Annotated in this window: 25 protein-coding genes; 15 read left to right on the forward strand and 10 right to left on the reverse strand. The window is 64.8% G+C overall.

Annotation, left to right across the window (positions count from 1 at the left end):
• Positions 1 to 195: 195 nt before the first annotated feature.
• Genes AC0WRY_RS29630 through AC0WRY_RS29645 form a run of 4 tightly spaced genes read left to right on the forward strand, consistent with a single transcriptional unit; the run spans position 196 to position 3247 of the window.
• Positions 196 to 402: a hemin uptake protein HemP gene (locus AC0WRY_RS29630; RefSeq protein ID WP_491122137.1), complete on the forward strand. Its 207-nt coding sequence runs from the start codon at positions 196 to 198 to the stop codon at positions 400 to 402.
• Between the two features lie 6 nt (positions 403 to 408).
• Complete coding sequence (locus tag AC0WRY_RS29635; protein WP_212067365.1) at positions 409 to 1362, forward strand: heme/hemin ABC transporter substrate-binding protein; 954 nt, start codon at positions 409 to 411, stop codon at positions 1360 to 1362.
• A complete protein-coding gene (locus tag AC0WRY_RS29640; RefSeq protein ID WP_491122138.1) occupies positions 1359 to 2450 on the forward strand; it encodes a FecCD family ABC transporter permease in 1092 nt (363 codons plus the stop codon). Before AC0WRY_RS29635 ends, AC0WRY_RS29640 begins: the two co-directional genes overlap by 4 nt.
• Positions 2447 to 3247 (forward strand): heme ABC transporter ATP-binding protein, encoded by an 801-nt coding sequence (locus tag AC0WRY_RS29645; protein WP_491122139.1) that lies wholly within the window; start codon positions 2447 to 2449, stop codon positions 3245 to 3247. The genes AC0WRY_RS29640 and AC0WRY_RS29645 overlap by 4 nt, the downstream gene beginning before the upstream one ends.
• Before the next feature lie 47 nt (positions 3248 to 3294).
• Here the strand turns inward: AC0WRY_RS29645 and AC0WRY_RS29650 are convergent, their stop codons facing one another.
• Positions 3295 to 4974 (reverse strand): mucoidy inhibitor MuiA family protein, encoded by a 1680-nt coding sequence (locus AC0WRY_RS29650; protein ID WP_491122140.1) that lies wholly within the window; start codon positions 4972 to 4974, stop codon positions 3295 to 3297.
• 99 nt (positions 4975 to 5073) lie between these two features.
• Complete coding sequence (locus AC0WRY_RS29655; protein WP_194404284.1) at positions 5074 to 5694, reverse strand: response regulator transcription factor; 621 nt, start codon at positions 5692 to 5694, stop codon at positions 5074 to 5076.
• 205 nt (positions 5695 to 5899) lie between these two features.
• Here AC0WRY_RS29655 and AC0WRY_RS29660 point away from each other — a divergent pair, with 205 nt between their 5' ends.
• A complete protein-coding gene (locus tag AC0WRY_RS29660) occupies positions 5900 to 6937 on the forward strand; it encodes an AraC family transcriptional regulator (RefSeq protein WP_491123513.1) in 1038 nt (345 codons plus the stop codon).
• A gap of 2 nt (positions 6938 to 6939) precedes the next feature.
• On the opposite strand, the gene AC0WRY_RS29665 is transcribed toward AC0WRY_RS29660, so the two are convergent.
• A complete protein-coding gene (locus AC0WRY_RS29665) occupies positions 6940 to 8151 on the reverse strand; it encodes an NnrS family protein (protein WP_491122141.1) in 1212 nt (403 codons plus the stop codon).
• Positions 8152 to 8280: 129 nt separating this feature from the next.
• Between AC0WRY_RS29665 and AC0WRY_RS29670 the strand changes: the two genes are divergently transcribed.
• On the forward strand, positions 8281 to 8991 hold the full coding sequence (locus tag AC0WRY_RS29670; protein WP_194404286.1) for a Crp/Fnr family transcriptional regulator: 711 nt from the start codon (positions 8281 to 8283) through the stop codon (positions 8989 to 8991).
• 111 nt (positions 8992 to 9102) lie between these two features.
• Here the strand turns inward: AC0WRY_RS29670 and AC0WRY_RS29675 are convergent, their stop codons facing one another.
• Positions 9103 to 9300 (reverse strand): DUF1858 domain-containing protein, encoded by a 198-nt coding sequence (locus tag AC0WRY_RS29675; RefSeq protein WP_491122142.1) that lies wholly within the window; start codon positions 9298 to 9300, stop codon positions 9103 to 9105.
• Between the two features lie 133 nt (positions 9301 to 9433).
• Complete coding sequence (gene hemN / locus AC0WRY_RS29680) at positions 9434 to 10786, reverse strand: oxygen-independent coproporphyrinogen III oxidase (RefSeq protein ID WP_491122143.1); 1353 nt, start codon at positions 10784 to 10786, stop codon at positions 9434 to 9436.
• 211 nt (positions 10787 to 10997) lie between these two features.
• Here hemN and AC0WRY_RS29685 point away from each other — a divergent pair, with 211 nt between their 5' ends.
• From AC0WRY_RS29685 to AC0WRY_RS29700, 4 genes are all read left to right on the forward strand, one after another.
• Positions 10998 to 11198, forward strand: coding sequence for a hypothetical protein (locus AC0WRY_RS29685; RefSeq protein ID WP_259216432.1), 201 nt, complete (start codon positions 10998 to 11000; stop codon positions 11196 to 11198).
• A 25-nt stretch (positions 11199 to 11223) separates the two neighbouring features.
• Entirely contained in the window at positions 11224 to 12099 is an 876-nt protein-coding gene (locus AC0WRY_RS29690) for a copper chaperone PCu(A)C (protein WP_491122144.1), read from the forward strand.
• A 123-nt stretch (positions 12100 to 12222) separates the two neighbouring features.
• On the forward strand, positions 12223 to 13320 hold the full coding sequence (nirK, locus tag AC0WRY_RS29695) for a copper-containing nitrite reductase (protein ID WP_491122145.1): 1098 nt from the start codon (positions 12223 to 12225) through the stop codon (positions 13318 to 13320).
• Positions 13321 to 13371: 51 nt separating this feature from the next.
• Complete coding sequence (locus AC0WRY_RS29700; RefSeq protein ID WP_491122146.1) at positions 13372 to 14250, forward strand: SUMF1/EgtB/PvdO family nonheme iron enzyme; 879 nt, start codon at positions 13372 to 13374, stop codon at positions 14248 to 14250.
• A 34-nt stretch (positions 14251 to 14284) separates the two neighbouring features.
• On the opposite strand, the gene AC0WRY_RS29705 is transcribed toward AC0WRY_RS29700, so the two are convergent.
• The 3 genes from AC0WRY_RS29705 to AC0WRY_RS29715 are packed head-to-tail and all read right to left on the reverse strand — an operon-like array spanning position 14285 to position 16316.
• Positions 14285 to 14920: a GNAT family N-acetyltransferase gene (locus tag AC0WRY_RS29705; RefSeq protein ID WP_491122147.1), complete on the reverse strand. Its 636-nt coding sequence runs from the start codon at positions 14918 to 14920 to the stop codon at positions 14285 to 14287.
• Between the two features lie 22 nt (positions 14921 to 14942).
• A complete protein-coding gene (locus AC0WRY_RS29710) occupies positions 14943 to 15593 on the reverse strand; it encodes a 3-oxoacid CoA-transferase subunit B (protein ID WP_027532494.1) in 651 nt (216 codons plus the stop codon).
• A gap of 15 nt (positions 15594 to 15608) precedes the next feature.
• Positions 15609 to 16316, reverse strand: a complete 708-nt coding sequence (locus AC0WRY_RS29715; RefSeq protein WP_018317833.1) for a CoA transferase subunit A — start codon at positions 16314 to 16316, stop codon at positions 15609 to 15611.
• A 287-nt stretch (positions 16317 to 16603) separates the two neighbouring features.
• Between AC0WRY_RS29715 and AC0WRY_RS29720 the strand changes: the two genes are divergently transcribed.
• On the forward strand, positions 16604 to 18490 hold the full coding sequence (locus AC0WRY_RS29720; protein ID WP_491122148.1) for an AsmA family protein: 1887 nt from the start codon (positions 16604 to 16606) through the stop codon (positions 18488 to 18490).
• Between the two features lie 126 nt (positions 18491 to 18616).
• Here the strand turns inward: AC0WRY_RS29720 and dctA are convergent, their stop codons facing one another.
• Positions 18617 to 20002 carry a C4-dicarboxylate transporter DctA gene (gene dctA / locus AC0WRY_RS29725; RefSeq protein WP_491123514.1) on the reverse strand — a complete coding sequence of 462 codons (1386 nt, stop codon included), beginning with the start codon at positions 20000 to 20002 and terminating at the stop codon, positions 18617 to 18619.
• A gap of 48 nt (positions 20003 to 20050) precedes the next feature.
• Positions 20051 to 21124, reverse strand: coding sequence for a 4-oxalomesaconate tautomerase (locus AC0WRY_RS29730; RefSeq protein ID WP_259216428.1), 1074 nt, complete (start codon positions 21122 to 21124; stop codon positions 20051 to 20053).
• A gap of 118 nt (positions 21125 to 21242) precedes the next feature.
• Here AC0WRY_RS29730 and AC0WRY_RS29735 point away from each other — a divergent pair, with 118 nt between their 5' ends.
• From AC0WRY_RS29735 to AC0WRY_RS29750, 4 genes are all read left to right on the forward strand, one after another.
• Positions 21243 to 22223, forward strand: a complete 981-nt coding sequence (locus AC0WRY_RS29735) for a LysR family transcriptional regulator (protein WP_212067378.1) — start codon at positions 21243 to 21245, stop codon at positions 22221 to 22223.
• A gap of 195 nt (positions 22224 to 22418) precedes the next feature.
• Positions 22419 to 23804: an ABC transporter substrate-binding protein gene (locus AC0WRY_RS29740; protein WP_194404295.1), complete on the forward strand. Its 1386-nt coding sequence runs from the start codon at positions 22419 to 22421 to the stop codon at positions 23802 to 23804.
• 94 nt (positions 23805 to 23898) lie between these two features.
• Positions 23899 to 24771, forward strand: a complete 873-nt coding sequence (locus AC0WRY_RS29745; protein WP_194404296.1) for a carbohydrate ABC transporter permease — start codon at positions 23899 to 23901, stop codon at positions 24769 to 24771.
• Positions 24768 to 25634, forward strand: a complete 867-nt coding sequence (locus tag AC0WRY_RS29750; protein WP_211415996.1) for a carbohydrate ABC transporter permease — start codon at positions 24768 to 24770, stop codon at positions 25632 to 25634. Before AC0WRY_RS29745 ends, AC0WRY_RS29750 begins: the two co-directional genes overlap by 4 nt.
• The last annotated feature ends 71 nt before the right edge of the window (positions 25635 to 25705 follow it).

Here is a 25705-nt window from a genome sequence, read left to right on the forward strand (position 1 = left end):
CGACTGGCTGGCTGATGTCTCAAGTCGCGGGCATGTTCCCCGTTGCCATAATTGGTTACGTGGCAACACTCTGACGGTCAATGACATCAGGTTGCAGTTTATATCGATTGTAAATTGCAGCCGTTGGAATGCACCCCGTGCCGCTTATACAAACAAGCAGCACTCCAAGGATTTCGAAGGCGCATCACATTTCACATGTCAGCAACGTCCGCAGACAACGACGGCGACGCGGCGGGATCGGCAGGAAGCTCTCCTGCGACAACGAGAACCTTGACCATGCGTGGAAGCCGGATCGACAGCCGCGAGCTGTTCGCAGCCGCCCGCGAGATCATCATTGCGCATGGCGAAGACAGCTACCGGCTTCGCCTGACCTCGCAGAACAAGCTGATCCTGACGAAGTAACCCGCAATGGCATTTTGTCGCACCTTCGCCAGTCTCCTGCTCTCCATCACAATCGTGCTGGCGCCGGCCGCGCACGCCGCCGGCATCACCGTGCATGACGCGCGTAATCGCGAGGTCACCGTCGCCGACTTCGCGCGCACGGTCTCGATCGGCGGCGCCATCACCGAAATCCTTTACGCGCTCGGGCTCGAGAGCCGGCTGGTCGGCGTCGACACCACGAGCCTTTATCCGGCGGCGGCGCTGCACGACAAACCCAATGTCGGCTATATGCGCCAGATCTCCGCCGAAGGCGTGCTGGGGCTCAATCCCACCCTGATCCTCGCGATCCAGGGCTCGGGCCCGCGCGAGACCATGGACATCCTGGAAGCGGCGAAAGTGCCGTTGGTGCTGGTGCCCGACACCTTCACCGAAGCCGGCCTGATCGAGAAGATAAAACTGGTCGGTCACGCCATGGGCGTCGACGCGCGCGCCGCGTGCCTGAGCGCCGCGGTCAGCGCCGATCTTGCGCAGCTCCGCGTCCTGCGTGCCAGGGTGACCAAGCCGGTGCGCGTGATGTTCGTGATGTCGCTGCAGAACGGGCGAGCGCTGGTGGCCGGTCGCGAGACGGCGGCCGAGGAGATCATTCGGCTCGCCGGCGCCGCCAACGCCATTGACGATTTCGACGGCTACAAGATCATCGGCGACGAGGCGATCGCAGCGGCAAGACCCGACGTCGCGCTGTCGATCGAACGCGGCAAGGACTCGCTTCCTGCCGAGGCGATCTATGCCCACCCCGGCTTTGCACTGACGCCGGTCGCGACGAACAAGAGCTTCATCACCATGGACGGGCTCTATCTGCTCGGCTTCGGGCCGCGCACGGCCGCGGCGGCGCGCGATCTTTCCGCAAGGCTTTATCCGGCTTTGGCTGAAGGGAGCGATGGGTTCACGTCGGCCTTGTCGGCGGCAAATTGCCGGCAATGAGCGTGGCGATCGGAACTGGAGCGCGCAGCCCGGAACGCAGCGCCAGCGCCAGGCGATGGTCCGCATCGCTCGCGATCCCGCTCCTGGTCGCGGTGCTCGCGGTCACCGCGATCGTCGCGCTGACCGTCGGCGCCGCCGGCATCCCCCTCTTCCGCCTGCCCGCCGCACTCGGAATATCAGCCGAAAGCACGGCCATGACAGCCCGCGACCAGCTCGTGCTGTGGTCGATCCGCGTGCCCCGGATCGCGGCGGCCGCGATGATCGGCGGCCTGCTCGCGGCGGCTGGCGCGATCATGCAAGGCCTGTTTCGCAATCCCCTTGCCGATCCCGCGCTGGTCGGCGTCTCCAGTGGCGGCGCGCTCGCAGCCGCAAGCGCGATCGTCTTCACCGATTCGCGCTTCGGCGAGTCGCTGCGCTTCCTGCAGACCGAACTGCTGCCGCTCGCGGCATGCGCGGGATCGCTGGCCACGACCGCCCTCCTCTACGGGATCTCGAGCCGCTCGGGGCGCACCTCGATCGCGATCTTCCTGCTCGCCGGCGTCGCCATCACTGCCATCGCCAATGCCGGCATCGGGCTTCTGGTCTTCATCGCCGATGACCGCCAGCTTCGCGACATCACGTTCTGGATGCTGGGCTCGATGAGCGGCGTGACCTGGACCAAAGCGGTCGTGCTCGCGCCGGTCCTCGTCATCGGGCTCGGCGCCTGCAGCTTCATCACACGCGGCCTCGATCTCCTGGTGCTCGGCGAGGCCGACGCCTTTCACGGCGGTGTCGATGTCGAGCGCCTGAAGCGGATCTCGATCGTCATGGTCTCCGCCATGACCGGCGTCGCGGTGTCGATCAGCGGCGTCATCGGTTTCGTCGGCATCGTCGTGCCGCATCTGCTCCGGCTCGTCATTGGCCCCGCGCATCGCCTGCTGTTGCCGGCCTCGGTGCTATCAGGCGCGATCCTGATGGTCGGCGCCGATACGCTGGCGCGCACGATCGTGGCGCCGGCGGAGATGCCGATCGGCATCCTGACCGCAGCCGTCGGCGCGCCGCTCTTCCTCTTCATCCTGCTGCGCCAGCGCGGGCTCGCCTCGCTATGAGTGCCGTGATCGAGGCGCGGTCCCTCAGCAAGCGTGCCGGCCGCGCGACGCTGCTCGACGGCGTCGGCCTTGAGGTCAATGCCGGCGAGATGGTCGCGATCATCGGCCCGAACGGCGCCGGCAAATCGACATTGCTGCGGCTGCTCTCCGGTGATCTCCGGCCGAACGCGGGCGAGGTGCGCCTGAAGCAGCGCGACATCAGCAGCTTCACGCCGCGCGAGCTCGCCGCGCGCCGCACGATGTTGTCCCAGCACATCAGCGTCACCTTCCCCTTCACCGTCCAGGAGATCGTGCTGATGGGCGCGGGTGAGCGCAACGCGCGTGACGCAGGCCGGCTCGTCGATGCGGCCCTCGACGAGGTCGGCCTTGCGCATTTCCGCGACCGGCAATTGCCGACGCTATCGGGCGGCGAGCAGCAGCGCGCCCATTTCGCCCGCGTGCTGGTGCAGCTAGCCTGCGGCGAGGCCGAGCATGGCCCGGGACTTCTGCTGCTGGACGAGCCGACCTCGAGCCTCGATCTGCGTCACCAGATCGACCTGGTCGAAGCCGCCCGCCGCCGCGCTGGCGGCGGCACGGCTGTGATCGCGATCCTGCACGACCTCAATCTCGCGATCCGCTTCGCCGACCGGCTCGTCGTGCTGGCGGGTGGCAAGCTCGCCGCCGATGGCCCGCGCGCGGACATTGTCACGAGCGAGATCATCCGCGATATTTTCGAGATCGACGCCGTGGTGCATCAGGCCGACGGCGTGCCGTACGTGCTGCCGCAATCGATGCGGGCGGCGGTGCCGCCGCGGTGAAGGTGCGCTCCCTCGCCCCGCAAGCGGGGCGAGGTGAAGGGTGCCGCCTACCCCGCCGGAACGATCACCATGCTCTTGTCCTTCGGCCAGCGGATCCGCCAGGCGAAATTGATGTCGCGGACCTCGCCCGGCTTGGCATCGAACGACCATTCCAGCACGCCGCGCTTGTCGTGGATATCCTTTGCTGTGGGCGGCGTGGTCGCGGGCAGCATTTCGACAACGATGTCCTCGCTCTCGCTGACCGGCAACTGATCCTCGATCGCGACCTTGATCGGGAAATCATGACCGTTGCGGATCGTGGTCTTGAACGAACGCTCGTCGGTCTTGGACGTCGTGACCAGCAGGCCTGCCGAGCCCTCGTTACGCTTGAGCACGGCACGCTCGATCTTCACCTTGTCGTCGGCGCCGAAGCCGAGCCGCACGATGTCGTCCTTGGCGGAAGCCGAGATCTTGCCGCGGCCGACAAAGACGCCGTCGCGGTAGATCGCGACCTTTCCCGGCAGCAGCGTCGTGTCGTCGCTCTGCTTGAAGCTGGCTTCGAGGAAGGCGGTCGGGTCCAGCACCGGCGCAGCGCGCACCGCAAGGTCGGCGGGCACGCTCATGGCTGCGATACGGATGCTCTTGGCTCCCTCCTGGGCGCCGAGGCTGACGCGGCCGGGAATCTTGAACGTTGCTTGGAAGCCGCCGATCTCGGCGACCGCCTGCTGCTCGTCCGCGCGTTCGCGCGGCTCGGCCGCCTCCGCGATCTTGGCCATCGCCGGCGATTGTGCCTGGCGGGTCATGGGTGCAGGCCGCGCCAGGTCCGATGCCGTACCGAGGGCCAGCGGCTTCGGCAGCTGCGGATATTGCGCCACCAGCGAGCTCAGCTCCGGGGCGCTGCCGCCGCGGCCGATGCGCACCGTGGAGACGCCGAGCGCGACGTTCGACCAATCCTCGCCGGTTGACTGCGTGATCTCGGCGCGACGCACGAGTTCGAGCTGCGGCTTGCGGTCCTTGGCGCCGGTGTCGAGCCGGGCGTCGTAGAGCGGCACCCAGCGCGCGTTGCGCACGGCATAGGTCACCCGCAGCGTCGCCTTGGTCGCGGCGGCCGAGGCGACGTCGATCCGCACTTCCAGCTTGCTCGGCGGCTTGGCCGAGCGCTCGGCCTCGAGCTGTGCGATCTGGCGGTCGATCTCGCGCTGCTTGCGCGTGGCGTCGCGGATCGCCGTGTCGGCGGTCGCGATCTCCTCGCCGACCGCAGCAAAGGCCGTGCGCCATTCGGTGATCGGCCGGGCCTCGCCCTTGTCCCCGAGGCCTGTGGGCGAGGCCTCGGCAAAGTGCTGCGCGAATTTGCGTCTTGCGTTGGCCGAGTCGATCGCGCCTTGCAGGTCGGCCCGCTGATCCTTCAGCGCTTCGATGCGCTTGTCGAGCTCGGACAGGTTGACGGGCGGCGTGGTCCGCGGTGGCCGCGCATCGATCGTGCCGATGGTGAGCTTGGCGCCTGCTTCGCCTTCGACGCGGAGGGAGGACGGATCGAGCGAGAGCGGAAAATCCCTGGCGACCAGCGTGCTGTCACCGGAAGCAAGGTCCAGCGAAATGATCCGGGTCACGGTCGCGCCATCGGGATAGACGGTGACGGTGTCGATCGCCGAATTGGTGTCCAATTCGGCGGCCCATGACGGCACCGCGAGCGCCGTGGTCACCAGGACCAGGCTCGTCGTTGCCAGACATTTTGCGGTGATGCGCATGAAATTCCTCCCTGCCGATATCGACGCGTCGCCAGCCGGACGCGCGAAAGATGCCTCGCCAACAAGGCCGCGGAACGTCTTGCAGTCCCGCGGCAATCCTCACACCTGGGTCGGCGAGCCCTGGCCGAAGATGCGCCGGAGCAGATCGGTCACGTTCTTCGCGCCGGCCTTCTTCAAAATGCCGGCGCGGTAGCCTTCGACCGTCCGCGCGCTCAGATGCATGCGGCGGGCGATCTCCTTGTTGGTCAGGCCGGCGGCAAGGTGCCCGAGCACGTCGACTTCGCGCGCGGTCAGTGGCTCGCAACCGGGAAGCCAGCCCTGTCGGCTCGTGCCGGGCTGGGCGAATTCGTCGATGGCGGCATCGATCCGATCGACGAGATCATGGGTGCGGAACGGCTTTTCGATGAAGTCGGTCGCGCCGCTCTTGATGGCGTCGACAGCCATGGCAATGCTGCCATTCGCCGAGGTCACCAGCACCGGCGCCATGCAGTTTTCCTCGCGCAGCCGCCTGAGCATGTCGAGGCCGGAGCGATCCGGCGGCAGCTCCATCAGCACGCAGGCCGGCATCCGCGCCTTCGCCTCGGACAACAGAGACGCACCGTCGGCGAAGCAGATCACGTCATAGGCGCTCTGTTGGAGCGCGGTCGAAAGTTGTTCGCGGGAGGCAGCGTCGGTGTCGATGACGAATACCTCACCCTTGGAAAGCATGTTTCCCGGCATAAGCCCGATCCAGCAATGTCTTGGTCAAATGGTCCGAAACGGAAGGCGGGCCCCATCGCCGCGCCGCGCCGTCATGAGCACGGCATTCACGCCAGTGCTTCGGTTTCCCTTATGTATGCGGCGCCCGGTTCCCGGATTTGACGGATCGAGACAGAAACTTTACATTTCGGGACATCTGCGGGAATGGCTGGCAGGAACGGTTCGCATGACCGACCTCGTTCGCAGCGCAGGCTTGAGCTATTACCCGGAAATCGCCCGGTCGGTGGGGCTCGATCCCAAACAGATGATGCGCAAGGCCAGGCTGCCGCTGGCCTGTCTCGACAAACCCGATACCCCCATTGCCGTCGCCGGCCTGCGCCGCCTGCTCGAATTGTCGGCAAAGGCGTCCGGTGCCGAAGATTTCGGCTTGCGTCTCGCCGAGCGCGGCGGCCTGACCAATTTCGGCGCGGTCGGCCTGATCGTGCGCGAGCAGGCGACCGTCGGCGAAGCCATCGAAGCGTTCTCGCGCTTCATCCATATCCACCATGAGGGCATGCGGCTGGACGTCACGCGCGGCAAGCAGACCGTGGCCGTCACGCTGCATCTGCGCGGCCGTCGGCCGATGGCGCCGCGCCAGTCGATCGACATGGCGCTGGGCAGCATCCACCGCATCATCCAGTCGCTGTACGGCCACGATTGGCGACCGCAGGAGGTGCATCTGCATTATCCGCCGCCGAAGGACCGCAAGCGCTATCGCGATTTCTTCGGCTGCCGCGTGACTTTCAACGCCGAGGACGATGCGATCCTGCTGTCGGCGCATGACATGGAGCGCCGGATCCCGAGCGCGCATCCCCTGATCGCGGCTTATCTGCGCAAGCGGATCGAGGCCATCGAGACCCGGCCGGCAAGCTGGGAAGGGAAGGTCGACGAGGTCGTGCGGACCCTGCTCGCGACCGGCGACTGCACCGTCGAACGCGTCGCCGAGCATCTTGCCTGCACCCGCCGTACCATCCACCGCCATCTCGCAGCGTCAGGCACCAGCTTCTCGGCCATCCTGGATGCGCAACGCGCCGATCTCGTCATCCAGTTGATTGACGATCCCGACCGACCGCTGGCTGACATCGCGGTGCAGCTTGGCTTCTCCGCGCAGAGCGCCATGGCGCGCTGGTTTCGCGGCCGCTTCGGCTGCACCATCACCGACTGGCGCAAAGGCGTGCGGCCTCCGGCAGCGCCGGCCGATACGCCGTCGGCGACCGCAGCTTGAGCTCAACGCGCCGGCGCAGGCACGCCCATGATCGCGAGAGCACGCCGCCGGCTGCCGGCGAGCAGCGGGCCGAACGCGACGGCAAATCCTGGGAATGCGACGAGCCAACCGCAGGCAGCGATGTGCAGCAGCACCTCGCTCTGCGCGGGAAATACCACCGCCGCGACCCTGGCCAGAGCCGCGATGACGACCGCGGCATAGATGACCTGGATCGCCGGCGAAGCGGTTAGCGCCTGACCGGTATGGCCGAGGCTCGCGCGCGTCATCACGGCGAGCGTCATGGTTCCCGCGGCACCCGTCATCCAGGCGTGGATGCCGGCGCTTGGCGGCAGCGCTCCGAACACTGCAATGGCGTGCAGGATGAAGCCGAGCGGCACGAAGACATAACCAATATGGAGGATCACCAGCAGCCGCTCGTGGAAGGTTCGGTCGCCGGCCCAGCGCGCAAGCCGCAGCAGATGCAGCCCGCCGACCAGCGCCATCAAAACACCGGTGACGGCATTCAGCGGCGCGACGACCCAGACGATGAGCGCGAGCGCGCTGCATCCGATCACTGCGCCGTCAAAGCGTCCGAACGGCACCGGCAGGCGGCCGGGATTGAACTTGACCAGCCAGTTGCGGGTGAAGCTCGGAATGATGCGTCCACCGATCAGCGCGATCAGCAGCATGACCACGCCGATGCCGACGCGGATGGTGATATCGGCCGCGCCCTGGTAATGCGCCTCGAGATGGAAAGCGACGTTGCCGGCGAGCAGAACGGACACCAGCCCCACCACCGGAAGGTTGCGCCAATTGCCGCCTGCGACGATCTCGCGCGCCGCGGCGGCGACGACCAGCGCCAGGAAGGCCGCATCGACGACGAGCGCGAACGCCCAGCCGGTATCGGCCGACAACGTGACCACCGCACGCCCGGCAAGCCAGACCATCACCAGAGCCCCAAGCGAGGTGCCTTGGATCGGCAGCCGGCCGGTCCAGTTCGGAATGGCCGTGAACAGGAACCCGGTGATGACAGCCGGCAGGAAGCCATAGAGCATCTCGTGGACGTGCCAGTCGCGCGGCGCGAAGGCGGAACTCACCGACAATTCGCCATAGAACATCGGCAGCCAGGCCAGGATCGACAGCCCCGCCTGGATCGCGGCGAGCAGGAAAAACGGCCGAAAACTGTTCGCAAACAGCGGCCAGCCCTCATATTTTCGGGATCGGGCGCCAGCCATGGGGTCAACTCCAATAAATCTCAGTTCGTTGCCTGGAAAAATACTGCCAGCCCGCCGTCCCGTTTTGCGCTATCGCAAACTGTCGGACGATTGCAGGTGCCATCACACTCCCAGTGCCAAGGAGGCAGAATGGCCAAGGTCGACACATCGCTGGTTGCGCATTTGCCGCTGTTTGCCGGGGTCACGCCGGAAGCTCTGGACGAGATCCTGCGCGAGGCCCGTTCGGCGCGATATCCCAAGAACAGCGCCATCTTCGAGCAGGGCGCGGACGCACAGTCCTTTTTCCTGCTGTTGCACGGCCACGTTCGCGCGGCCAAGACCACGCCGACCGGCGAGCAGATCGTGGTGCGCTACGTCGCGCCCGGCGAAACCTTCGGGCTCGCCATGGCGATCGGGGCCGCGCGATATCCGGCGACCGCGATCGCGGTCGACGACAGCGTCGTGCTGATCTGGCCGACCTCGGCCTGGCCGCGGCTGGTCGAGCGATTTCCCTCGCTGGCCGCCAATACGCTCCAGACCGTCGGCACGCGCCTCCAGGAGAGCCACACCCGCATCCTGGAAATGTCGACGCAGCAGGTCGAGCAGCGCGTCGCGCATGCGCTGCTGCGCCTCGCCAAGCAATCCGGCAAGAAGCTCGACCACGGCATCGAGATCGATTTCCCGATCAGCCGCCAGGACATCGCGCAGATGACCGGCACCACGCTGCACACCGTCAGTCGCATCCTGAGTGGCTGGGAGAGCCAAGGCCTCGTCGAGAGCGGCCGCCAGCGCATCATCCTGCGCGACCCGCACGGGATCGTCGTGTTGGCGGAACGGAACGCAGACAGCGGGGCGGTGTGACGGCCGCACCAAGGCGCCTCCGTCCAGGATAGGGGTGGGGCGCTTCCGCTTACGGCGAAAGCCGCCCCTCACCCGAGAATCCGCGCGCGCCCGCGCGAATTCCAGACCATTTCACGCCGGCACGCAATCAACCAGCGCGGCGAGGAATTTTTCGCGGTCGATGCCATGCTCGCGGCAGGCATCATCCACCGTGTGGAAGGTTGCGATCGGGCAACCGACACAGGCCAGTTTGAAGGCCAGAAACACGCGGATCGTGTGCGGCGCCGCGCGCATGATGTCATCGACCAGATCGTCGGATCCAAAGGACATGGACAACTCCGTTCCGATACGACGATAGCGGAAGGGCGCGGAGTTTCTTTGTGGAAGCGCAAGCTGGCGCTGCTTCTCTCCATCGTCATTCCAGGTGCGACCAAGTCGCGAATCCGGAATGGCGGAGAGAGGGTTACACAGCCCGGCTGTGCAGTTGCTTTGCAGGATTGAGATGCGCGTCGAACGCGGCGGCGACGCTGCGGACCAGGAAGCGCGAGTCTTTTGCGACTGCGAGGCGATTGCCCTCCAGCCTTACGACGCCGTCGGAGATCAGCGGCTTCAAACGCGCCGCCGAGTTCAGCATCGCCCCGGCCTCGGCGCCATGGCGCGCGCAGATGTCGCCGAGGTCGGCGCTGAACTCGCACATGATGCGTTCGATGATGTCGGCGCGCAGCCGGTCGTCGTCGGTGAGCCCGTAGCCCTTCGCGGTGGCGGGACGGCCGGCGGCGATGCTCTGCGCATAGGCGCCGATCTGCACCTCGTTCTGAACGTAACCTTGCGGCAAATGGCCGATCGCGCTCGCGCCGAAACCGAGCAGGACTTCACCCTTGTCGGTGGTGTAGCCCTGAAAGTTGCGCCGCAACGTCCGCTCCTCGAAGGCCACCGCCATGGAATCGTCGGGCCGCGCGAAATGATCGAGCCCGATCTGCACGTAGCCCGCCTCCTTCAGCGCATTGGCGATCGCGCAGGCCTGGTCGTGGCGCGCGAGGCCGTCAGGCAGCACGCCCTCGTTGATCATGCGCTGGTGCTTCTTGAATTCGGGCACATGGGCGTAACCGAACACGGAGAAGCGGTCGGGTGCGAGGCTGAGGCTGCGCCGAACCGTATCCAGGCACGATGCGACGGTCTGGTGCGGCAAGCCGTAGATCAGGTCAAAATTGATTCCGACGATGCCGGCGTGCCGAAGCTGCTCGACTACGGACGCCGTCTGCTCGAAGCTTTGCACCCTATTGATCGCCCGTTGCACCACGGGATCGAAGCTCTGCACGCCAAGGCTCGCGCGGTTGACGCCGGAGAGCCGCATCGCCTCGACCATGTCGGCGGTCAATGTGCGGGGATCGATCTCGACCGCGACCTCGGCCGAAGGCAGCACGAAGAACTTCTGGCGCATCGTCGCCATCAACTCGGCGAAAGCCTCCGGCATCATGATCGTTGGCGTGCCCCCGCCGAAATGGATGTGCTCCACCTTGATGCGGCGGCCGATGGTTTCGGCGACCTGCACGATCTCGTTGCGCAGGGTCCGCTGATAGCCGGCGATGAGCTCGTCGCGGCGGACGATCTGGGTGTGACAACCGCAATACCAGCACATCTCACGGCAGAACGGGACGTGGAGATAGAGCGAGGCGCTGGCGCTCGCCGGCAGCTCGGCCAGCCACCGGCCGTAGGTGTCCGGACCGATCGCTTTTGAGAAATGCGGAGCGGTCGGGTAGCTCGTATAGCGTGGCAATCGTTCTTCGCCGTAGCTCGCCGCGAGATCAGCTCTCATATCTTACCCATTCGTAAATTTCGGCCGTGTACAGACGTCACGGCAAATCACGGAATGCACTCCACTAACCCGGATCCGAAGGGGCGACCTTGCGCTCGCGCAAAGTCGGCCCGGGAGGAGGCGCGCCCCGGAGGTTGCGCTCGCGCAAAGCGCAGCGGCCGGTTCCGGGCCATGATCATTGCAATTGGCACGACATCCGGAGCATTTGCCCATGAGGCTTCTCGTCCTCGAACTGATTTTCTCCCTGCTCGACGTCCGCGGCCATATCCCGCGTTTCGACGACTTCCGGCCGGCCCCGGTCGCACCGGCTCCGGCCGGCACCGCGCGCGCTCTGGCCGCCGTCATCGCTGTCCTCGCCGTGCTGTCGCTGGCGATCTGGGCGGTGGTCTGGCTTGCCACACATCTCTTCTAGTCACGTCCTGTCCAGGGCCCCGATCATGATCTCATCCAAGCGCGCGGTCGCCTGCGCAGTCATCCTGACATGCCTTGTCGGGTCGCCTGCCCGCGCCGCCGACACGACCAGCGGCGATCTCGTCATCACCAAGGCGTGGAGCCGGGCAACGCCCGGCGGAGCCAAGGTCGCTGGCGGCTATCTGACGATCGAGAACAGGGGCAACACGCCGGAGCGGCTGCAGGCTGCATCGGCCATCCATGCGCTTCGAACCGAGATCCACGAGATGACCGTCAACGACGGCATCATGACCATGCGCCCGCTCGACAAGGGGCTTGTCATCGCACCCGGACAAGTCATCACGCTGGCGCCCGGCGGCGGACACCTGATGTTCATCGGCCTCGACGTGCCGCTGCATGCCGGCGACCAGATGCCGGTGAAGCTGTCGTTCGAGCGCGCCGGAGACGTGAACGTGACGCTGGATGTGCAGGCCATGGGCGCACAGGCGCCCGCAAGCACGCAGAGCACTGCTGCGACGGAGCCTGCGCATCGCGCGGAGCAGGCGACGGCGGTCCCACCCGCGGCGACATCCGACGCAGACGAAAGCTTCTTCACGCATCTCCATGCTGAAAAGGCCATGGCCAACGTCACGGTCTCTCCCGGACGCGCCGGCCCGGTGGAGATCGCAATCCAGCTCGAAGATGCCAACGAACTGCCCCTGAGTGCGGATGCGGTTGCGGTCACGCTCGGCAATCCCGAGCATGGCGTGGCGCCGATCACCGCAAATGCCGAGCGCATCAGTCATGATCAGTGGCGAGTCAGGATGTCGGCACCACTGTCCGGCCGCTGGTCGCTCGGCCTCGACATCCGCATCACGCCATTGGATGCGGTTAACGTGGTGTCACCGATCCTGCTCCGTTAAGACACCTACGTACTGTTGCGGAACCGAATCCGGCAAAACCTTGTCGCAGCGCAAACACTCTTGCCACGGTTGGCGCACAGTGCATCCCGTCATCAAAACCTTTCCAGATGAAGGATGCTTACGATGTTCACCCGCAGAGTCGCATTGATCGGCGCCGCAGCGACCGCTCTGATGCTGGCGACCCCCGCCTTGGCTGCCGACGATCTCAAGCTGCCGCGCCAGAAGGTCGAGCTGGTTGCTCCGCCCTTCGTGCATGCGCATGAGCAGGCGACCAAGCAAGGCCCCAAGATCATCGAGTTCAAGCTCACGATTGAGGAGAAGAAGGTCGTCATCGACGAGAAGGGCACCACTTTCCAGGCGATGACCTTCAACGGCTCGATGCCGGGCCCGCTGATGGTCGTGCATGAGGGCGACTACGTCGAGACGACGCTGGTCAATCCCGCGACCAACACCATGCCGCACAACATCGACTTCCATTCCGCGACCGGCGCGCTCGGCGGCGGCGCGCTCACCCTGATCAATCCCGGCGAGCAGGTCGTGCTGCGCTGGAAGGCGACCAAGACCGGCGTGTTCGTCTATCACTGCGCCCCGGGTGGCCCGATGATCCCCTGGCACGTCGTCTCCGGCATGAACGGCGCTGTGATGGTGCTGCCGCGCGAGGGCCTGAACGACGGCAAGGGCCACGCGCTGAAGTACGACAAGGTCTACTACATCGGCGAGCAGGACATGTACGTGCCACGCGACGAGAAGGGCAACTTCAAGTCCTACGACTCGCCGGGTGAAGCCTTCACCGACACTGAAGAGGTGATGAAGAAGCTGATCCCGACCCACGTCGTGTTCAACGGCAAGGCCGGCGCGCTCACCGGCAAGAACGCCCTGACCGCCAATGTCGGCGAGAACGTGCTGATCGTGCATTCCCAGGCCAATCGCGACAGCCGTCCGCATCTGATCGGCGGTCATGGCGACTATGTCTGGGAGACCGGCAAGTTCGGCAATGCACCTGAGGTCGGGCTCGAGACCTGGTTCATCCGCGGCGGCTCGGCAGGAGCTGCGCTGTACAAGTTCCAGCAGCCCGGCATCTACGCCTATGTCACGCACAATCTGATCGAAGCCGCAGACCTCGGTGCCACCGCGCACTTCAAGGTCGAAGGCAAGTGGAACGACGATCTGATGACCCAGGTGAAGGCACCTGCCGAAATACCGGCTCCCAAGACCAACTAAACGCGACAAGGGGCCGGTCATCACCGGCCCCTTCTTCTTCAGGGAATGACCATGCTGATCGCATTCAAGCTCAAAATGGCCCTCGCCTGCGTCGCCGGACTCGCGGGGCCGATCGCGATGGCGCCGCTGGTTTCGACCATGGCGGTCCGCGGCACGGCCAGGGAGCCTGCGATCGTCAGCGTCGCGCCGGGCAGCCTGTCCTATCGCGAGGCCGGCGACTTCACGCGCGCCGGACAGCAGGCGGAAGCACCGCTGCGCGCGATACGCGTCGACCGACCGCTGCACATCATGCGAAACCAGGTCTCGTCATCCGATTATCAGCTCTGCGTGCAGGACGGCGCCTGCCGCGCGCTCGATCGCGACGTGGCGGTTGCCCCCGATCGCCCCGCGGTGCAGGTGAACTGGCATGACGCCGAGGCCTATGCGGGCTGGCTGTCGCGCAAGACCGGCCGCCATTACCGCTTGCCCAGCGATGCCGAATGGGCCTTTGCCGCCGGTTCCAGATTCAAGGACGATGGCGTAGCAGTCGATGCGAACGATCCTTCGAAGCGCTGGATCAGCCGCTATGAGCGCGAATCCGAACGCGACCTCTCCGACACCACGGCCTATCCGTTCGGTAAGTTCGGCCCGAACGAGCACGGCGTTGAAGATCTCGCCGGCAACGTCTGGGAGTGGACCTCGACCTGCTTCGTGCGCTCGCGCGTCGACGAAGCAGGCAATGCCGGTCGCCCCACCGTGAATTGCGGCGTGCGCGTCGCCGAGGGCGCGCACCGCGCCTATGTCACCGATTTCATCCGCGACGCCCGCGCCGGCGGCTGCGCCCAAGGGGTGCCGCCAGCCAATCTCGGCTTCCGCCTGGTGCGCGAAGAGACTTCGTGGGTCGCGAGCGTGTCGGCGCGCTGGAGCAAGGTATGGTCGGCGAGGTCGTAGTCTATTAGCGCGCTATCTTCCGCACCACGGCTTCTCAAATCGTCCGCGCGAACATGCGAAAGCCGGGCGCGCCGATGATCGTCTCGAAAGCGGGATCGTGCTTTTCCTCCGCGAAGGCAAAGCCCGCCTTCGCGTAGGCGCGTTCGGCCGGCTCGTTGCCGATCAGGAACGAGATCGTGGCCCGCCCAAATCCGGCCGCGCGGCCCTTGTCGAGCGCATGCGCAATCAACGCCGGCACCAGACCACGGCCACGATAGGCGGGGTCGGTCGCGACATGCTCGATCATCCAGTCGCCCTCGCCGCCCTGGACCCAGCAGGCCCGCGTATAGGCGCCGCGTCGGCGGATCGCATCCAGCTCCGTCTCAGACAGCCCGGTTGCAGCCCCGACTTCCGCGATCGCGCTCCAGGCTGCAGGTCCGGTACCGGCTGCGGGCAGCGCGCACAGCGCCACGGCCGGCTTGCCATCGACCTCGGCGATCAGGAATTGCGAGACGTGCCACATCGACACGGCATGCGCGACCGCTATGCGCGCGATGAAGTCGCGGCATTGCGCTTCGGGCCAGCCGAGCGCGACGTCGAACCAACCGCGCGGCCGGTAGCCGCGCTGCGACGACAGGATGGTTCGAGCGATGAATCCGGCGTCTTCGGGACGCGCCGACCGTACCGTCATGCGCGCCCCCTTTGCGAAGACCTCAGGTGTTCTTCAGCGCGACGCGGAATTCGGCTTCGGTCTTGGACTTGACCTCGTCGAGCGTGACGCCGTCGGCGAGCTCGATCAGGGCCATGCCGCCGTCGCCGTGCTTGTCGATGGTGAAGACGGCGAGATCCGTGACGACCATGTCGACCACACGCTCGCCGGTCAGCGGCAGATTACATTTCTTCAGGAGCTTCGGGCCGTCCTTGGCCGAGTGCTCCATCACCACGACGACGCGCTTGACGCCCGCGACGAGGTCCATCGCGCCGCCCATGCCCTTGACCATCTTGCCGGGAATCATCCAGTTGGCGAGATCGCCGTTCTGGGCCACCTGCATGGCGCCGAGGATAGACAGATCCATGTGGCCGCCGCGGATCATGCCGAAGGAATCCGCGCTCGAGAAATACGAGGTCGACGGCAGTTCGCTCACCGTCTGCTTGCCGGCATTGATGAGATCGGCATCCACCTCGTCCTCATAGGGGAAGGGTCCCATGCCGAGCATGCCGTTCTCGCTCTGCAGGCTGACGTCGACACCATCCGGAATGTAGTTCGAGACCAGCGTCGGGATGCCGATGCCGAGATTGACGTAATAGCCGTCGCGCAATTCCTTCGCGGCGCGCGCGGCCATCTGTTCACGGGTCCAGGCCATCTTCGTCTCCTGATCTCAAGCTGCCGTGCGCGGGCGGGTGTTGCGGAATTCGATGCGCTTCTTGGCCGTGCCGACCTCGACGATGCGCTTCACGAAGATGCCGGGCGTGTGGATGTGGTCGGGGTTGAGTTCACCGGCCGGAACCAGATGCTCGACCTCGGCCACCGTGATCTTGGCGGCGGTCGCCATCATCGGGTTAAAGTTGCGCGCGGTCTTGCGGTAGATGAGGTTGCCGGCCGTGTCGCCCTTCCAGGCATGCACGATGGCGAGGTCGGCGAACAGGCCGCGTTCCATCAGATACTTCTCGCCGTCGAATTCCTTCACTTCCTTGCCTTCGGCGATCAGCGTGCCGACGCCGGTCTTGGTGTAGAAGGCCGGAATGCCGGCGCCGCCGGCGCGGATGCGCTCGGCGAGCGTGCCCTGCGGATTGAATTCGAGTTCCAGCTCGCCGGCGAGGAATTGCTGGGCGAACAGCTTGTTCTCGCCGACATAGGACGAGATCATCTTCTTGATCTGCCGGGTTTCCAACAGGCGGCTGAGGCCGATGCCGTCGACGCCGGCATTGTTGGAGACCACCGTCAGACCCTTGACGCCGGACTCGCGGATTGCATCCGACAGCTCCTCGGCGATGCCGCAGAGGCCGAAACCTCCCGACATGATCATCATGTTGTCTTTCAAAATGCCTGACAGAGCCGACTTGGCGTCGGGATAGACCTTGTTCATGCAAATAACCTTCGACTGAACCTGCGGCTTGGAGGCGTCGCGCCCTATTGGCGGCGATTATTAGGCGAAATCCTCCAAAGCCGTCAATGATACGGGGTTCTCCGCACCGCGCCCGGGTGATAGAAGCTGCCCACGCCGTGGGCAGAACCGTCCGCGGCCTTGAAAGCGACAAGAAAACCCATCAAGTTGCGGGACTTAACATCATAGGGCTTGGGCGTGGGCACGCAGGTTTCCCGACCCGCCCTTCTGGCTCCAACGACCAACCCGATCAGGACATGCCATTGACCATGGCCCAAGGAATGAAGCGCCTCGGGACGCCGATCGCGGCGCTGCTCGGCGTGGCGCTGATCGCCCTGATCGCGACCTCCTGGCTCATCAACCGTGACGCGCTGCGCAAGGCGGTCGAAGCGCAGATCCGCGACGTTACCGGCCTCGAGCTCAATGTCGCGGGCAGCATCGACATCTCGGTGCTGCCGGCGAGCTACATCTCCTTCCACGACGTCGGCCTCAAGGGCGGCGGCACCAGCGATTCCGCGCTCCATGTCGACGTGCTCACCGCCAATCTGCGGCTGCTGCCGCTCTTGCTGCAACGGTTCGAGATCGCCGACCTGACGCTGCTGCGGCCGCGTATCCATGTCAGCCTGAGGCCGGGCGGCGAGAGCAACTGGACGCCCTTCATCCAGACCATCGCGCGCACCATGAAGCCCGGGGCCGAGAACCAGGTCTCGTTCTCCGAAATCCGGATCCAGGACGGCGTGCTCGAATACGAGGACGCCGCCACCCACGCCACCGAGCAATTCGACGACATCGACCTGTCGCTGGCCTGGCCCTCGATCTCGCGCTCCTTTGCCGCGACGGGACAGTTCGACTGGCGCGGCGAGCGCGTCGACGGCTCGATCAGCTTTTCCGATTTCGTCGCCGCTTTGTCCGGCGAGCGCTCGGGGTTGAAGGCACGGATCGCCAGTGCGCCGCTCAAGCTCGCCTTCGACGGCAGCGTCGCCAACCGCACCAGCCCGATGATGGAAGGCACGCTGACGATCGACAGCCCCTCCTTGCGCAACGCGCTGCGCTGGGCCGGGCAGCCGCAGCCCGCCAGCGGCGGCTTCGGCCGTTTTGCGCTGAAGGCCCGCGCCAACGTCGTCGGCCCCTCGATCGCGCTTACCAACGTCAATGTCGAGCTCGACGGCAACGCCGCCGAGGGCGTCATGACCTACGCCAATAACGGCCGGCAGACGCTGCAGGCGACGCTCGCCGCCGACGCGCTCGACTTCACGCCTTACATCTCCACCTTCCGCCTGCTCGCGAGCGGGGCGCGCGACTGGAACAGGCAGCTGTTCGATCTCCAGGGATTGTCGACCACCGACCTCGACATGCGCCTGTCGGCAGCCAAGCTGACGGTCGGGCCGACCAAGCTCGGCCGTACCGCGATCGGCGCCAATTTGCGCAACGGGACGCTGGCGCTCTCGGTCGGCGAGGCCCAGGTCTATGGCGGGATCGCCAAGGGCTCGTTCGGCATCGCGCGCACCGACGCCGTCGCCGACATCAAGGCGCAATTCCAGTTCACCGACGTCGATCTCCAGGCCTGCGCCACCGAATTGTTCGGCCTCAACAAGCTGTCCGGTCGCGGCAACATCAACGTGTCGCTGTTCGCCTCGGGCTCGAGCCCGTTTGGCCTCGTGCAGTCGCTCGACGGCAGCGCCACCGTCACCGGGCACGACGGCGCGATCTCGGGCTTCAATGCCGAGCAGCTCCTGAAGCGCCTGGAGCGGCGGCCGCTGTCAGGCGGCGGCAATTTCCGCAACGGGTCGACGCCGTACAACAATCTCACCATCGCGGTGAAATTCTCCGATGGCATCGCCACCGCCGAGGACATCCGCATTGAAGGGCCGTCGGCAAAGATCACGCTGACCGGCACCGCCTCGGTGCCGACACGCGAATACGACATGAAAGGCGTGGCAAGCCTCAATACGACGTCCGGCTTTCAATTGCCCTTCATGGTGCAGGGCCCCTGGGACGATCCGCTGATCTTCCCCGACCCTGAGAGCCTGATCCGGCAATCGCCCGCGGCGTCCCCCTTCCTCGATCTGCTGAAGCAGCGCATTACCGGTGGCGGAAAGCGTCCCGAGGGATCGCCGACGGCCGAGAATGCCAAGGAAAACGCCAAGTCCAACTGATCCATGATCTGGACAGTGCGCGCCAGCTCTCCGAAAAGATCGTGTCCAAACGACATCTGAAGCGCGATGACGTTTCATCGTCATCGCGCTTAGGAAAGATGACATCGCTCTCTCGGCTTGGCGGCCTCAAGCGGCCGATTGCGTCGTCGAAATCCAGCCTTTGTCCTCCCGCACCAGCGGGGCGGCAGCGATCCTCGGTGCGGTCGCGATCGCAGGCGTGCTGCCCTGGCCCAGTTCGCGGTCCAAGACCTCTCGGTCACAGGCGTTCTCCCAAAGCGAAATCGTGATGGACGCGACGCAATTGCTGATCATGCTGGTCAGCGCCCGCGCCTCCGACATGAAGCGGTCGATGCCGACGAGCAGCGCCACGCCGGTCACAGGCAGATCCGGCATCACCGAAAGCGTCGCGACCAGCGCAACGAAGCCGCTGCCGGTGACGCCAGCCGCTCCCTTGGAGGTCAGCAGCATCAATCCGAGCATCGCCGCGATCTGGCCCCAGGACAGATGGATGTCGCAGGCCTGCGCGATGAACAGAGACGCCAGGGTGAGATAGATGGCGCTGCCGTCCAGATTGAAGGAATAGCCCATCGGCAGCACCAGGCCCGAGACCCCCTTGCGACACCCGAGCTGCTCCAGCTTGCGCAGCGCGCCAGGGAGCGCTGGCTCCGAGGATGACGTGCCGAGCACGATCAGCAATTCTTCCTTGAAGTAGCGGATGGTCTTCCACAGGCTGAAGCCGTTCAGCCGCGCCAGCGTGCCCAGCACGACCACCACGAACACGGAGCAGGCGATATAGAAGGTCAGGATCAATAGTCCGAGCGAGCCGATCGAACGGATGCCGTAGCGGCCCACCGTGAACGCCATGGCACCGAAGGCACCGAGCGGCGCGAGCTTCATGATGAAGCCGAACGACACGAACAGCACGTGAGAGAACGAGGCGACTGCCTTTGTCACCACGACACCCCCATCGCCGGCACGGCTGAGGCCAAAAGCGATCAGGATGGAGATCAGCAGGACCGGCAGCACTTCACCATCGGCGAACGCGCCAAAGAACGAATGCGGGATGATGTGCAGCATGAAGTCCGCAAATCCGGTCGCACCGGCCTGCTTGGTGAACTTCGCGGCCACCGACGGATCCAGCGTGCTGACGGAGACATGCATGCCAGCGCCGGGCTGGATCAGCGACACGGCGACGAGCCCGGCCAACAGCGCGAGCACGGTCAGCAGATAGAACAGCGCCATGGATTTCACGAGCGTGCGGCCGACCTCGCGCGAATCGCTGATGCTGGTGATGCCGCTGACGATGGTGCAGAACACGATCGGCGCGATCATCATCTTGACCAGCTTGACGAAGCCGTCTCCGAACGGCTTGAGCGCGGCGCCGAATTCGGGCCAGAAATGGCCCGTGAGGACACCCAGTACGAGGCCAATGAGCACCTGGACGTAGAGAATCCGGTAGAAGGGTTTCCGAGCCTCGGTGCTCGCATGCCCGGCCAGCGCTTCCTTGTGCATCCTCTTGTCTCCCATGGCTCTGTTTTCTTTGATGGCTTCGCGCGGGCGTCAGGCCGCCAGCACGGAATGAGGCACTTGTGACCGGCGGGCGAAGACGTGGCCCTCGAAGATCCGCCGGGCTGTCCGCAACACCCGGGCAACCGGGCCGGGCTCGAGCTTCACCACGAGCTGGCCGGAGGGATGGGCGAGCGTGATCGGCACCGGCGGTGCCAGCGGTCCGACCATCTCTGCAGCGATCGTTCCTGATGTGACGCACGCCGTGGCGATCGCGACCGCGCCGGTCACCGCGAGCGCGCTATGGCAGTCGTGCGGCATGAAGTACCTGACGTTCAACGTCGCCCCGCTCGCGGGCGCAATCAGAACCGGTTTCGGGATCACCATGTTCGCGGGATTGGGAAACCCCATCCGGCGTCCCGCTTCGATCCGCAGGTCTTCGAGACGCGCGCGGAAGCTGCTGTCGGCAAAATCGGAAGGCGCCTCGCGGCCGCTGCATCCCAGATCCGCCGCACGGACCAGCATGACCGGCATCGCCGCATCGAGGCAGGTCACGTCGATTCCGTGGATGCGATCGACCGCTCGTCCCGTCGGCAGCAGACGGCCGGTGCGTGCGCCGGCCGCGTTGGGGAACGACAATTCGATGGGCGCGGCCGTTCCCGGCACGCCGTCGATCCGCGCCTCGCCCTCGTAAGTCACCCGCCCTCCCGGCGTGGCAATCGTCGCGTCGATCAGCTTGCCGGTGTTGACGTTGTGGATGCGTACATGCGTGCGATCCGCGGTGGCGGCGACCAGACCGACTTCGATTGCGAACGGCCCCACCGCCGCCAGCATGTTTCCGCAATTCGGCGAGGTATCCACGATGCCTTCCCGAACACGCACCTGGGCAAACAGATAATCGACATCGGCGCCGGGCACCGATGCCGGTCCGACGATCGCGACCTTGTTGATGACGGCATTGCCGCCGCCGATCCCGTCGATTCCGAGATCGTGTCCGCCTCCCATCACGGACAACAGGACCGCGTCGCGTGACGCCGGGTCGGCCGGAAGGTCGCTGGCCAGGAAGAACGGTCCGCGCGAGGTACCTCCGCGCATGACCACACAGGGAATGGCAATCTGATCGTTCATGGAGCTGTTCCGTTGGCGACAATCTCGCGCAGGCCGGAGCATCCCTCGGCAGAACTCTTTTGTGAAATGCAAATATCTGAGGTATTATTTCGGATATCGGTATAATGGGGAGGCCGTCATGAATGCGGAATTGCTCGACCTCAAGGCGTTCATCACCGTGGCGGAGACGGGAAGCTTCGTCCGCACCGCCAAGGCGCTGAACCTGTCGCAACCCGCGCTCAGCCGGCGCATTCAGAAGCTCGAGGAAAGTCTCGGCGCGCCCCTGCTCGAACGGTCGACCCGCCACGTCAATCTCACCATGACCGGCCGTGACTTCCTGCCGAAGGTGCGCCGCCTCATCGACGAGTTCGAGACCTCGGTGCTCGCCATCCAGGACATCGGCGCGCGAAGCTCAGGCTTGGTCTCGGTGGCGGCCGTGCCGACAGCGGTGTTCTATTTCCTGCCGCGTGCGATCGGCCGGTTTGCGGAAGCGTATCCGCGCATTCGCATCCGCATTCTGGACATCGGCGCCAATGAGGGATTGGAAGCGGTCGCGCGCGGAGAAGTTGATTTCGGCATCAATTTCATCGGCGCCTCGCATGCCGAGATCGAATTCGAGAAGCTCGTCGAGGATCCTTTCGTGCTGGCATGCCGTCATGACCATCCGTTGGCGTCGCGCAAGCAGGTCAGTTGGCCGGAGATCGTGCCGCACCGGGTCATCACCGTCGGTCGCAACAGCGGCAATCGCGCGCTGATCGACAATGCACTGGCGCGACATGGGCTGCAGCTGAACTGGTCTTATGAAGTCGCCCACCTCTCCGGTTCGCTTGGCCTGGTCGAGGCGGGTCTCGGCATCGCCGTGCTCCCGAAGCTCGCGACGCCCGCGGCCGGCCATCCGATCATTCACACCATTCGCCTGATCGAGCCGGAAGTGTCGCGGACGATCGGCATCGTGCGCAGGCGCGGGGCGACCCTGTCCCCTCATGCCAGCCAGTTTCTGAAGATGCTGCTGGAGGCATGGCGCTCGCCTGCCCGGACCAGCGGGCAAGGCAGGCCGCGCTCCCGATCTGCCGACACGAGCGCGAATGTCGCTGCGACCGTGCCTCGCGGGAAACGCTGACAAGGCCAGACACCGCGAGGCGAATTGATTGGCATGTATTGATGCGGCCTTTGGATCGATGCGCGAATCCGCAGCCCCACAGCCTCTCTTCAACCGCGACATAGGTCTGACAAGAAGCCGCTAGATCGGATGACGGCCATGCGCTAGTGTTTTATACGACCGGTTAAAAACACCGGCCGTTTGAGGGAGAAAAACGTGAAATCCAAGGTTATTGGCGCAGTATCACTGGCGGTCGCTGCGGCCGGGCTGTTTGCAGCCGCTGCACCCGCATTTGCGCAGCAGAAGACGATCACGGTCTGGTGGGGCAAGGGCTTCTACCGCTCCGAAGACGACGCGTTGATCGAGACGATCAAGAAATTCGAAGCCAAGACCGGCATCAAGGTCGAATTGTCGCAGTATGCGATTCAGGACATGATTCCGAAGACGGTCGCCGCTCTCGATGCCGGCACCGTGCCCGATGTCGCCTATTCCGATTCCTATGACGTCCAGGCGCAGGGCAAGTGGGCCTATGAGGGCAAGCTCGAGGATCTCTCCGACGTCATGGAGCCGATCAAGGGCCGCTTCGTGCAGAACACGCTCGATGCGTCGATCCTCTACAACGACGTCACCAAGAAGAAAGCCTATTACGGCTTTCCGCTGAAACAGCAGAGCATGCACGTCCAGATTTGGAACGACATGCTGGAGAAGGCCGGCTTCAAGCTGAGCGACATTCCGAACGACTGGAGCGGTTACTGGACCTTCTGGTGCGACAAGGTGCAGCCCGCGATCCGCAAGGCGACCGGCCAGCGCATCTATGCCGTCGGCCAGCCGATGGGCGTGGAATCCACCGACGCCTTCCAGTCCTTCTACACCTTCATGGACGCCTACCACGTCAAGCTGGTCGACGATGACGGCAAGCTCACCGTCGACGATCCCAAGGTTCGCGAGAACCTGATCAAGGCGATGAAGGATTACACCGACACCTACATCAAGGGCTGCACGCCGCCGTCCTCCACGACCTGGAAGGATCCCGACAACAACGTCGCCTTCCACAACAAGACCATCGTGATGACCCACAACTTCACGATCTCGATCGCGGCGAAGTGGTTTGAGGATTCCACGAACCAGGCGCTGACGCCCGAGCAGCGCGAGGCCGGCAAGAAGGCCTATGAGCAAGACATCATCACGGCCTCCTTCCCCAAGGCACCGGATGGTTCGACCATCCGCTACCGCTCCGACGTCAAGACCGGACTGGTGTTCACCGCGGCCAAGAACAAGGCCGAGGCCAAGCAGTTCATCAGCTTCCTGCTCCAGGAAGAGAACGTCCGTCCCTACATCGAGGGCGCGCTCGGCCGCTGGTTCCCGGTGACGAAGGAAAGCCAGGAAAGCCCGTTTTGGCAGGCTGACAAGCACCGCAAGGCCGTCTACACCCAGTTCAAGGGCGGCACCGCGGCGTTCGACTTCACCAAGAACTGGAAGTTCACGATTCTCAACAACGAGAACGTGTGGGCGAAGGCGATGAACCGCGTCGTCAGCGAGAAGGTTCCGGTCGACAAAGCCGTCGACGAACTGATCGCCCGCATCAAGCAGGTCGCGGGTTAATTCATCCGCCCCTCTCCCCGCATTGCGGGGAGAGGTGTAAGAACAACACCGGCCGCGTTTCGCGGCCGGCTTCTCTTTGAAGAGTCCAAAAAGAATGGCGATCACGCTCTCAGGCGATCAGGCAGTCCCCGGCCCGCCCCTGTCGTCTCGGCTGACCCCGGCGCAGGTCTGGGGCATCGTGCTGCTCGCGCCCTATCTGCTCGTTTTCCTCGCCTTCGTGGTCTATCCCGTCTGCTACGGTCTCTGGCTGGCGCGGGCCCCCTCGAACTATGTCGCGCTCTATAACGACCCGATCTTCGCGCGCGCTGCGGTCAACACGCTGATCTTCCTGGTCATCGGCATCAACATCAAGATGCTGATCGCGCTGTTCCTGTCCGGCTTCTTCGCCCAGCAGCGCCCCTGGATCAAATGGCTCTCGGTGATCTTCATCCTGCCCTGGGCCGTGCCTTCGATCCCGACCATCCTGTCGGTGCGCTTCATGCTCAATCCCGAATGGGGCATGATCAACCATTTCATCTTCTCCTTCACCGGCGATGACGGCCCGAACTGGCTGAACGATCCGACCGTGGCGCTGACCATGGCGATCGCCGTGCATATCTGGAAGTCTCTGCCGTTCTGGACGCTGATCCTGATCACCGGCCGCCTTGCGATCTCGCACGATCTGTTCGAGGCCGCCGAAGTCGACGGCGCGAGCTGGTGGCAAAAATTCCGCTACATCACCTGGCCGTCGATGCAGACGCTCTACGTCACCTGCACGCTGCTCTCGATGATCTGGACGCTCGGCGACTTCAACAGCGTCTATCTGCTCACCGGCGGCGGCCCGGCCGACCTCACGCACGTGCTGTCGACGCTCGGCATCCGCTATCTCCGGCTCGACCAGCTCTCGCTGGCGATGGCTTCCATCGTCTGCGCGATGCCGTTCGTCCTGCCGCTCGTGTACTTCATGATGAAACGGTTGTCCCGATGAAGCTCCCCGGCGTAAGAGAGTTTTCTTGGCGCGAAGTCGGGACCGAAGCGCGGCTCCTGCTGATCGGCATTCCCGTCTTCCTGTGGACGATGATCCCGATCTATCACATGTTCCTGTTCGCGATCTCGCCGAAGGAGGACGCGTTCTCGGGCAAGCTGTGGCCGGACCATCCGACGCTGCACAACTTCGAGATCGTGTTCAAGCAGCAGCACTACTTCCTGCGCGATTTCTACGTGCAGTTCTGGAATTCGGTGGTGATTGCGGCGTCCGTCGGCGTGCTGACGCTGTTCATCGCGACCGCGGCTGCGTTCTCGATCTCGCGGCTGAAAGTGCCGGGCGGACGCATCGTGCTGAACCTCGCGCTCTTCACCTATTTCATTCCGGCCGCGTTCCTGGCCGTGCCGATGTACCGGACCATGGGCAATTACGGCCTGCTCAACAATCACTGGTCGCTGATCCTGGCGATGGTGACGATCGCCTCGCCTTACGCCATCTGGGTGCTCAAGCAGGCGTCGGACAAGCTGCCGGTCGAGCTCGACGAGGCCGCGGTGATGGACGGCGCGACGACGCTGCAGATTTTCCGCTTGGTCTATTTGCCGCTGATGATGCCCTCGCTGGTCGCGATCGGCACCTATGCGGTGCTGCTGGCCTGGAACGAATATCTCTACGCGTTCCTGCTGCTCTCCAACGACCGCGAGATCACCCTTCCCGTCGCGCTCGGCAACTTCCTCGCCGCCGATGACTCGCCCTGGGAGCTCCTGATGACCACCGGCTTCATCTACGCGCTGCCGCCGGCCGCGGTCTACTACGCCTTCCGCCGCTACATGGTGGGCGGGCTCACGGCGGGCGCAGTGAAGTCGTAGACAGGCTGCATTCGGGTCTGATCCAAAGCACCAGATCCGGAATCTCGAGATTCTCAGGTGCGCAATTGCGC

The sequence above is a fragment of the Bradyrhizobium sp. T-12 genome (assembly GCF_058314695.1).

Bases quoted from the DNA above. Each gene is read 5' to 3' on its own strand.
- AC0WRY_RS29630 (WP_491122137.1), top strand. From the start codon at position 196: ATGTCAGCAACGTCCGCAGACAACGACGGCGACGCGGCGGGATCGGCA.
- AC0WRY_RS29635 (WP_212067365.1), top strand. From the start codon at position 409: ATGGCATTTTGTCGCACCTTCGCCAGTCTCCTGCTCTCCATCACAATC.
- AC0WRY_RS29640 (WP_491122138.1), top strand. From the start codon at position 1,359: ATGAGCGTGGCGATCGGAACTGGAGCGCGCAGCCCGGAACGCAGCGCC.
- AC0WRY_RS29645 (WP_491122139.1), top strand. From the start codon at position 2,447: ATGAGTGCCGTGATCGAGGCGCGGTCCCTCAGCAAGCGTGCCGGCCGC.
- AC0WRY_RS29650 (WP_491122140.1), bottom strand. From the start codon at position 4,974: ATGCGCATCACCGCAAAATGTCTGGCAACGACGAGCCTGGTCCTGGTG.
- AC0WRY_RS29655 (WP_194404284.1), bottom strand. From the start codon at position 5,694: ATGCCGGGAAACATGCTTTCCAAGGGTGAGGTATTCGTCATCGACACC.
- AC0WRY_RS29660 (WP_491123513.1), top strand. From the start codon at position 5,900: ATGACCGACCTCGTTCGCAGCGCAGGCTTGAGCTATTACCCGGAAATC.
- AC0WRY_RS29665 (WP_491122141.1), bottom strand. From the start codon at position 8,151: ATGGCTGGCGCCCGATCCCGAAAATATGAGGGCTGGCCGCTGTTTGCG.
- AC0WRY_RS29670 (WP_194404286.1), top strand. From the start codon at position 8,281: ATGGCCAAGGTCGACACATCGCTGGTTGCGCATTTGCCGCTGTTTGCC.
- AC0WRY_RS29675 (WP_491122142.1), bottom strand. From the start codon at position 9,300: ATGTCCTTTGGATCCGACGATCTGGTCGATGACATCATGCGCGCGGCG.
- hemN (WP_491122143.1), bottom strand. From the start codon at position 10,786: ATGAGAGCTGATCTCGCGGCGAGCTACGGCGAAGAACGATTGCCACGC.
- AC0WRY_RS29685 (WP_259216432.1), top strand. From the start codon at position 10,998: ATGAGGCTTCTCGTCCTCGAACTGATTTTCTCCCTGCTCGACGTCCGC.
- AC0WRY_RS29690 (WP_491122144.1), top strand. From the start codon at position 11,224: ATGATCTCATCCAAGCGCGCGGTCGCCTGCGCAGTCATCCTGACATGC.
- nirK (WP_491122145.1), top strand. From the start codon at position 12,223: ATGTTCACCCGCAGAGTCGCATTGATCGGCGCCGCAGCGACCGCTCTG.
- AC0WRY_RS29700 (WP_491122146.1), top strand. From the start codon at position 13,372: ATGCTGATCGCATTCAAGCTCAAAATGGCCCTCGCCTGCGTCGCCGGA.
- AC0WRY_RS29705 (WP_491122147.1), bottom strand. From the start codon at position 14,920: ATGACGGTACGGTCGGCGCGTCCCGAAGACGCCGGATTCATCGCTCGA.
- AC0WRY_RS29710 (WP_027532494.1), bottom strand. From the start codon at position 15,593: ATGGCCTGGACCCGTGAACAGATGGCCGCGCGCGCCGCGAAGGAATTG.
- AC0WRY_RS29715 (WP_018317833.1), bottom strand. From the start codon at position 16,316: ATGAACAAGGTCTATCCCGACGCCAAGTCGGCTCTGTCAGGCATTTTG.
- AC0WRY_RS29720 (WP_491122148.1), top strand. From the start codon at position 16,604: ATGGCCCAAGGAATGAAGCGCCTCGGGACGCCGATCGCGGCGCTGCTC.
- dctA (WP_491123514.1), bottom strand. From the start codon at position 20,002: ATGCACAAGGAAGCGCTGGCCGGGCATGCGAGCACCGAGGCTCGGAAA.
- AC0WRY_RS29730 (WP_259216428.1), bottom strand. From the start codon at position 21,124: ATGAACGATCAGATTGCCATTCCCTGTGTGGTCATGCGCGGAGGTACC.
- AC0WRY_RS29735 (WP_212067378.1), top strand. From the start codon at position 21,243: ATGAATGCGGAATTGCTCGACCTCAAGGCGTTCATCACCGTGGCGGAG.
- AC0WRY_RS29745 (WP_194404296.1), top strand. From the start codon at position 23,899: ATGGCGATCACGCTCTCAGGCGATCAGGCAGTCCCCGGCCCGCCCCTG.
- AC0WRY_RS29750 (WP_211415996.1), top strand. From the start codon at position 24,768: ATGAAGCTCCCCGGCGTAAGAGAGTTTTCTTGGCGCGAAGTCGGGACC.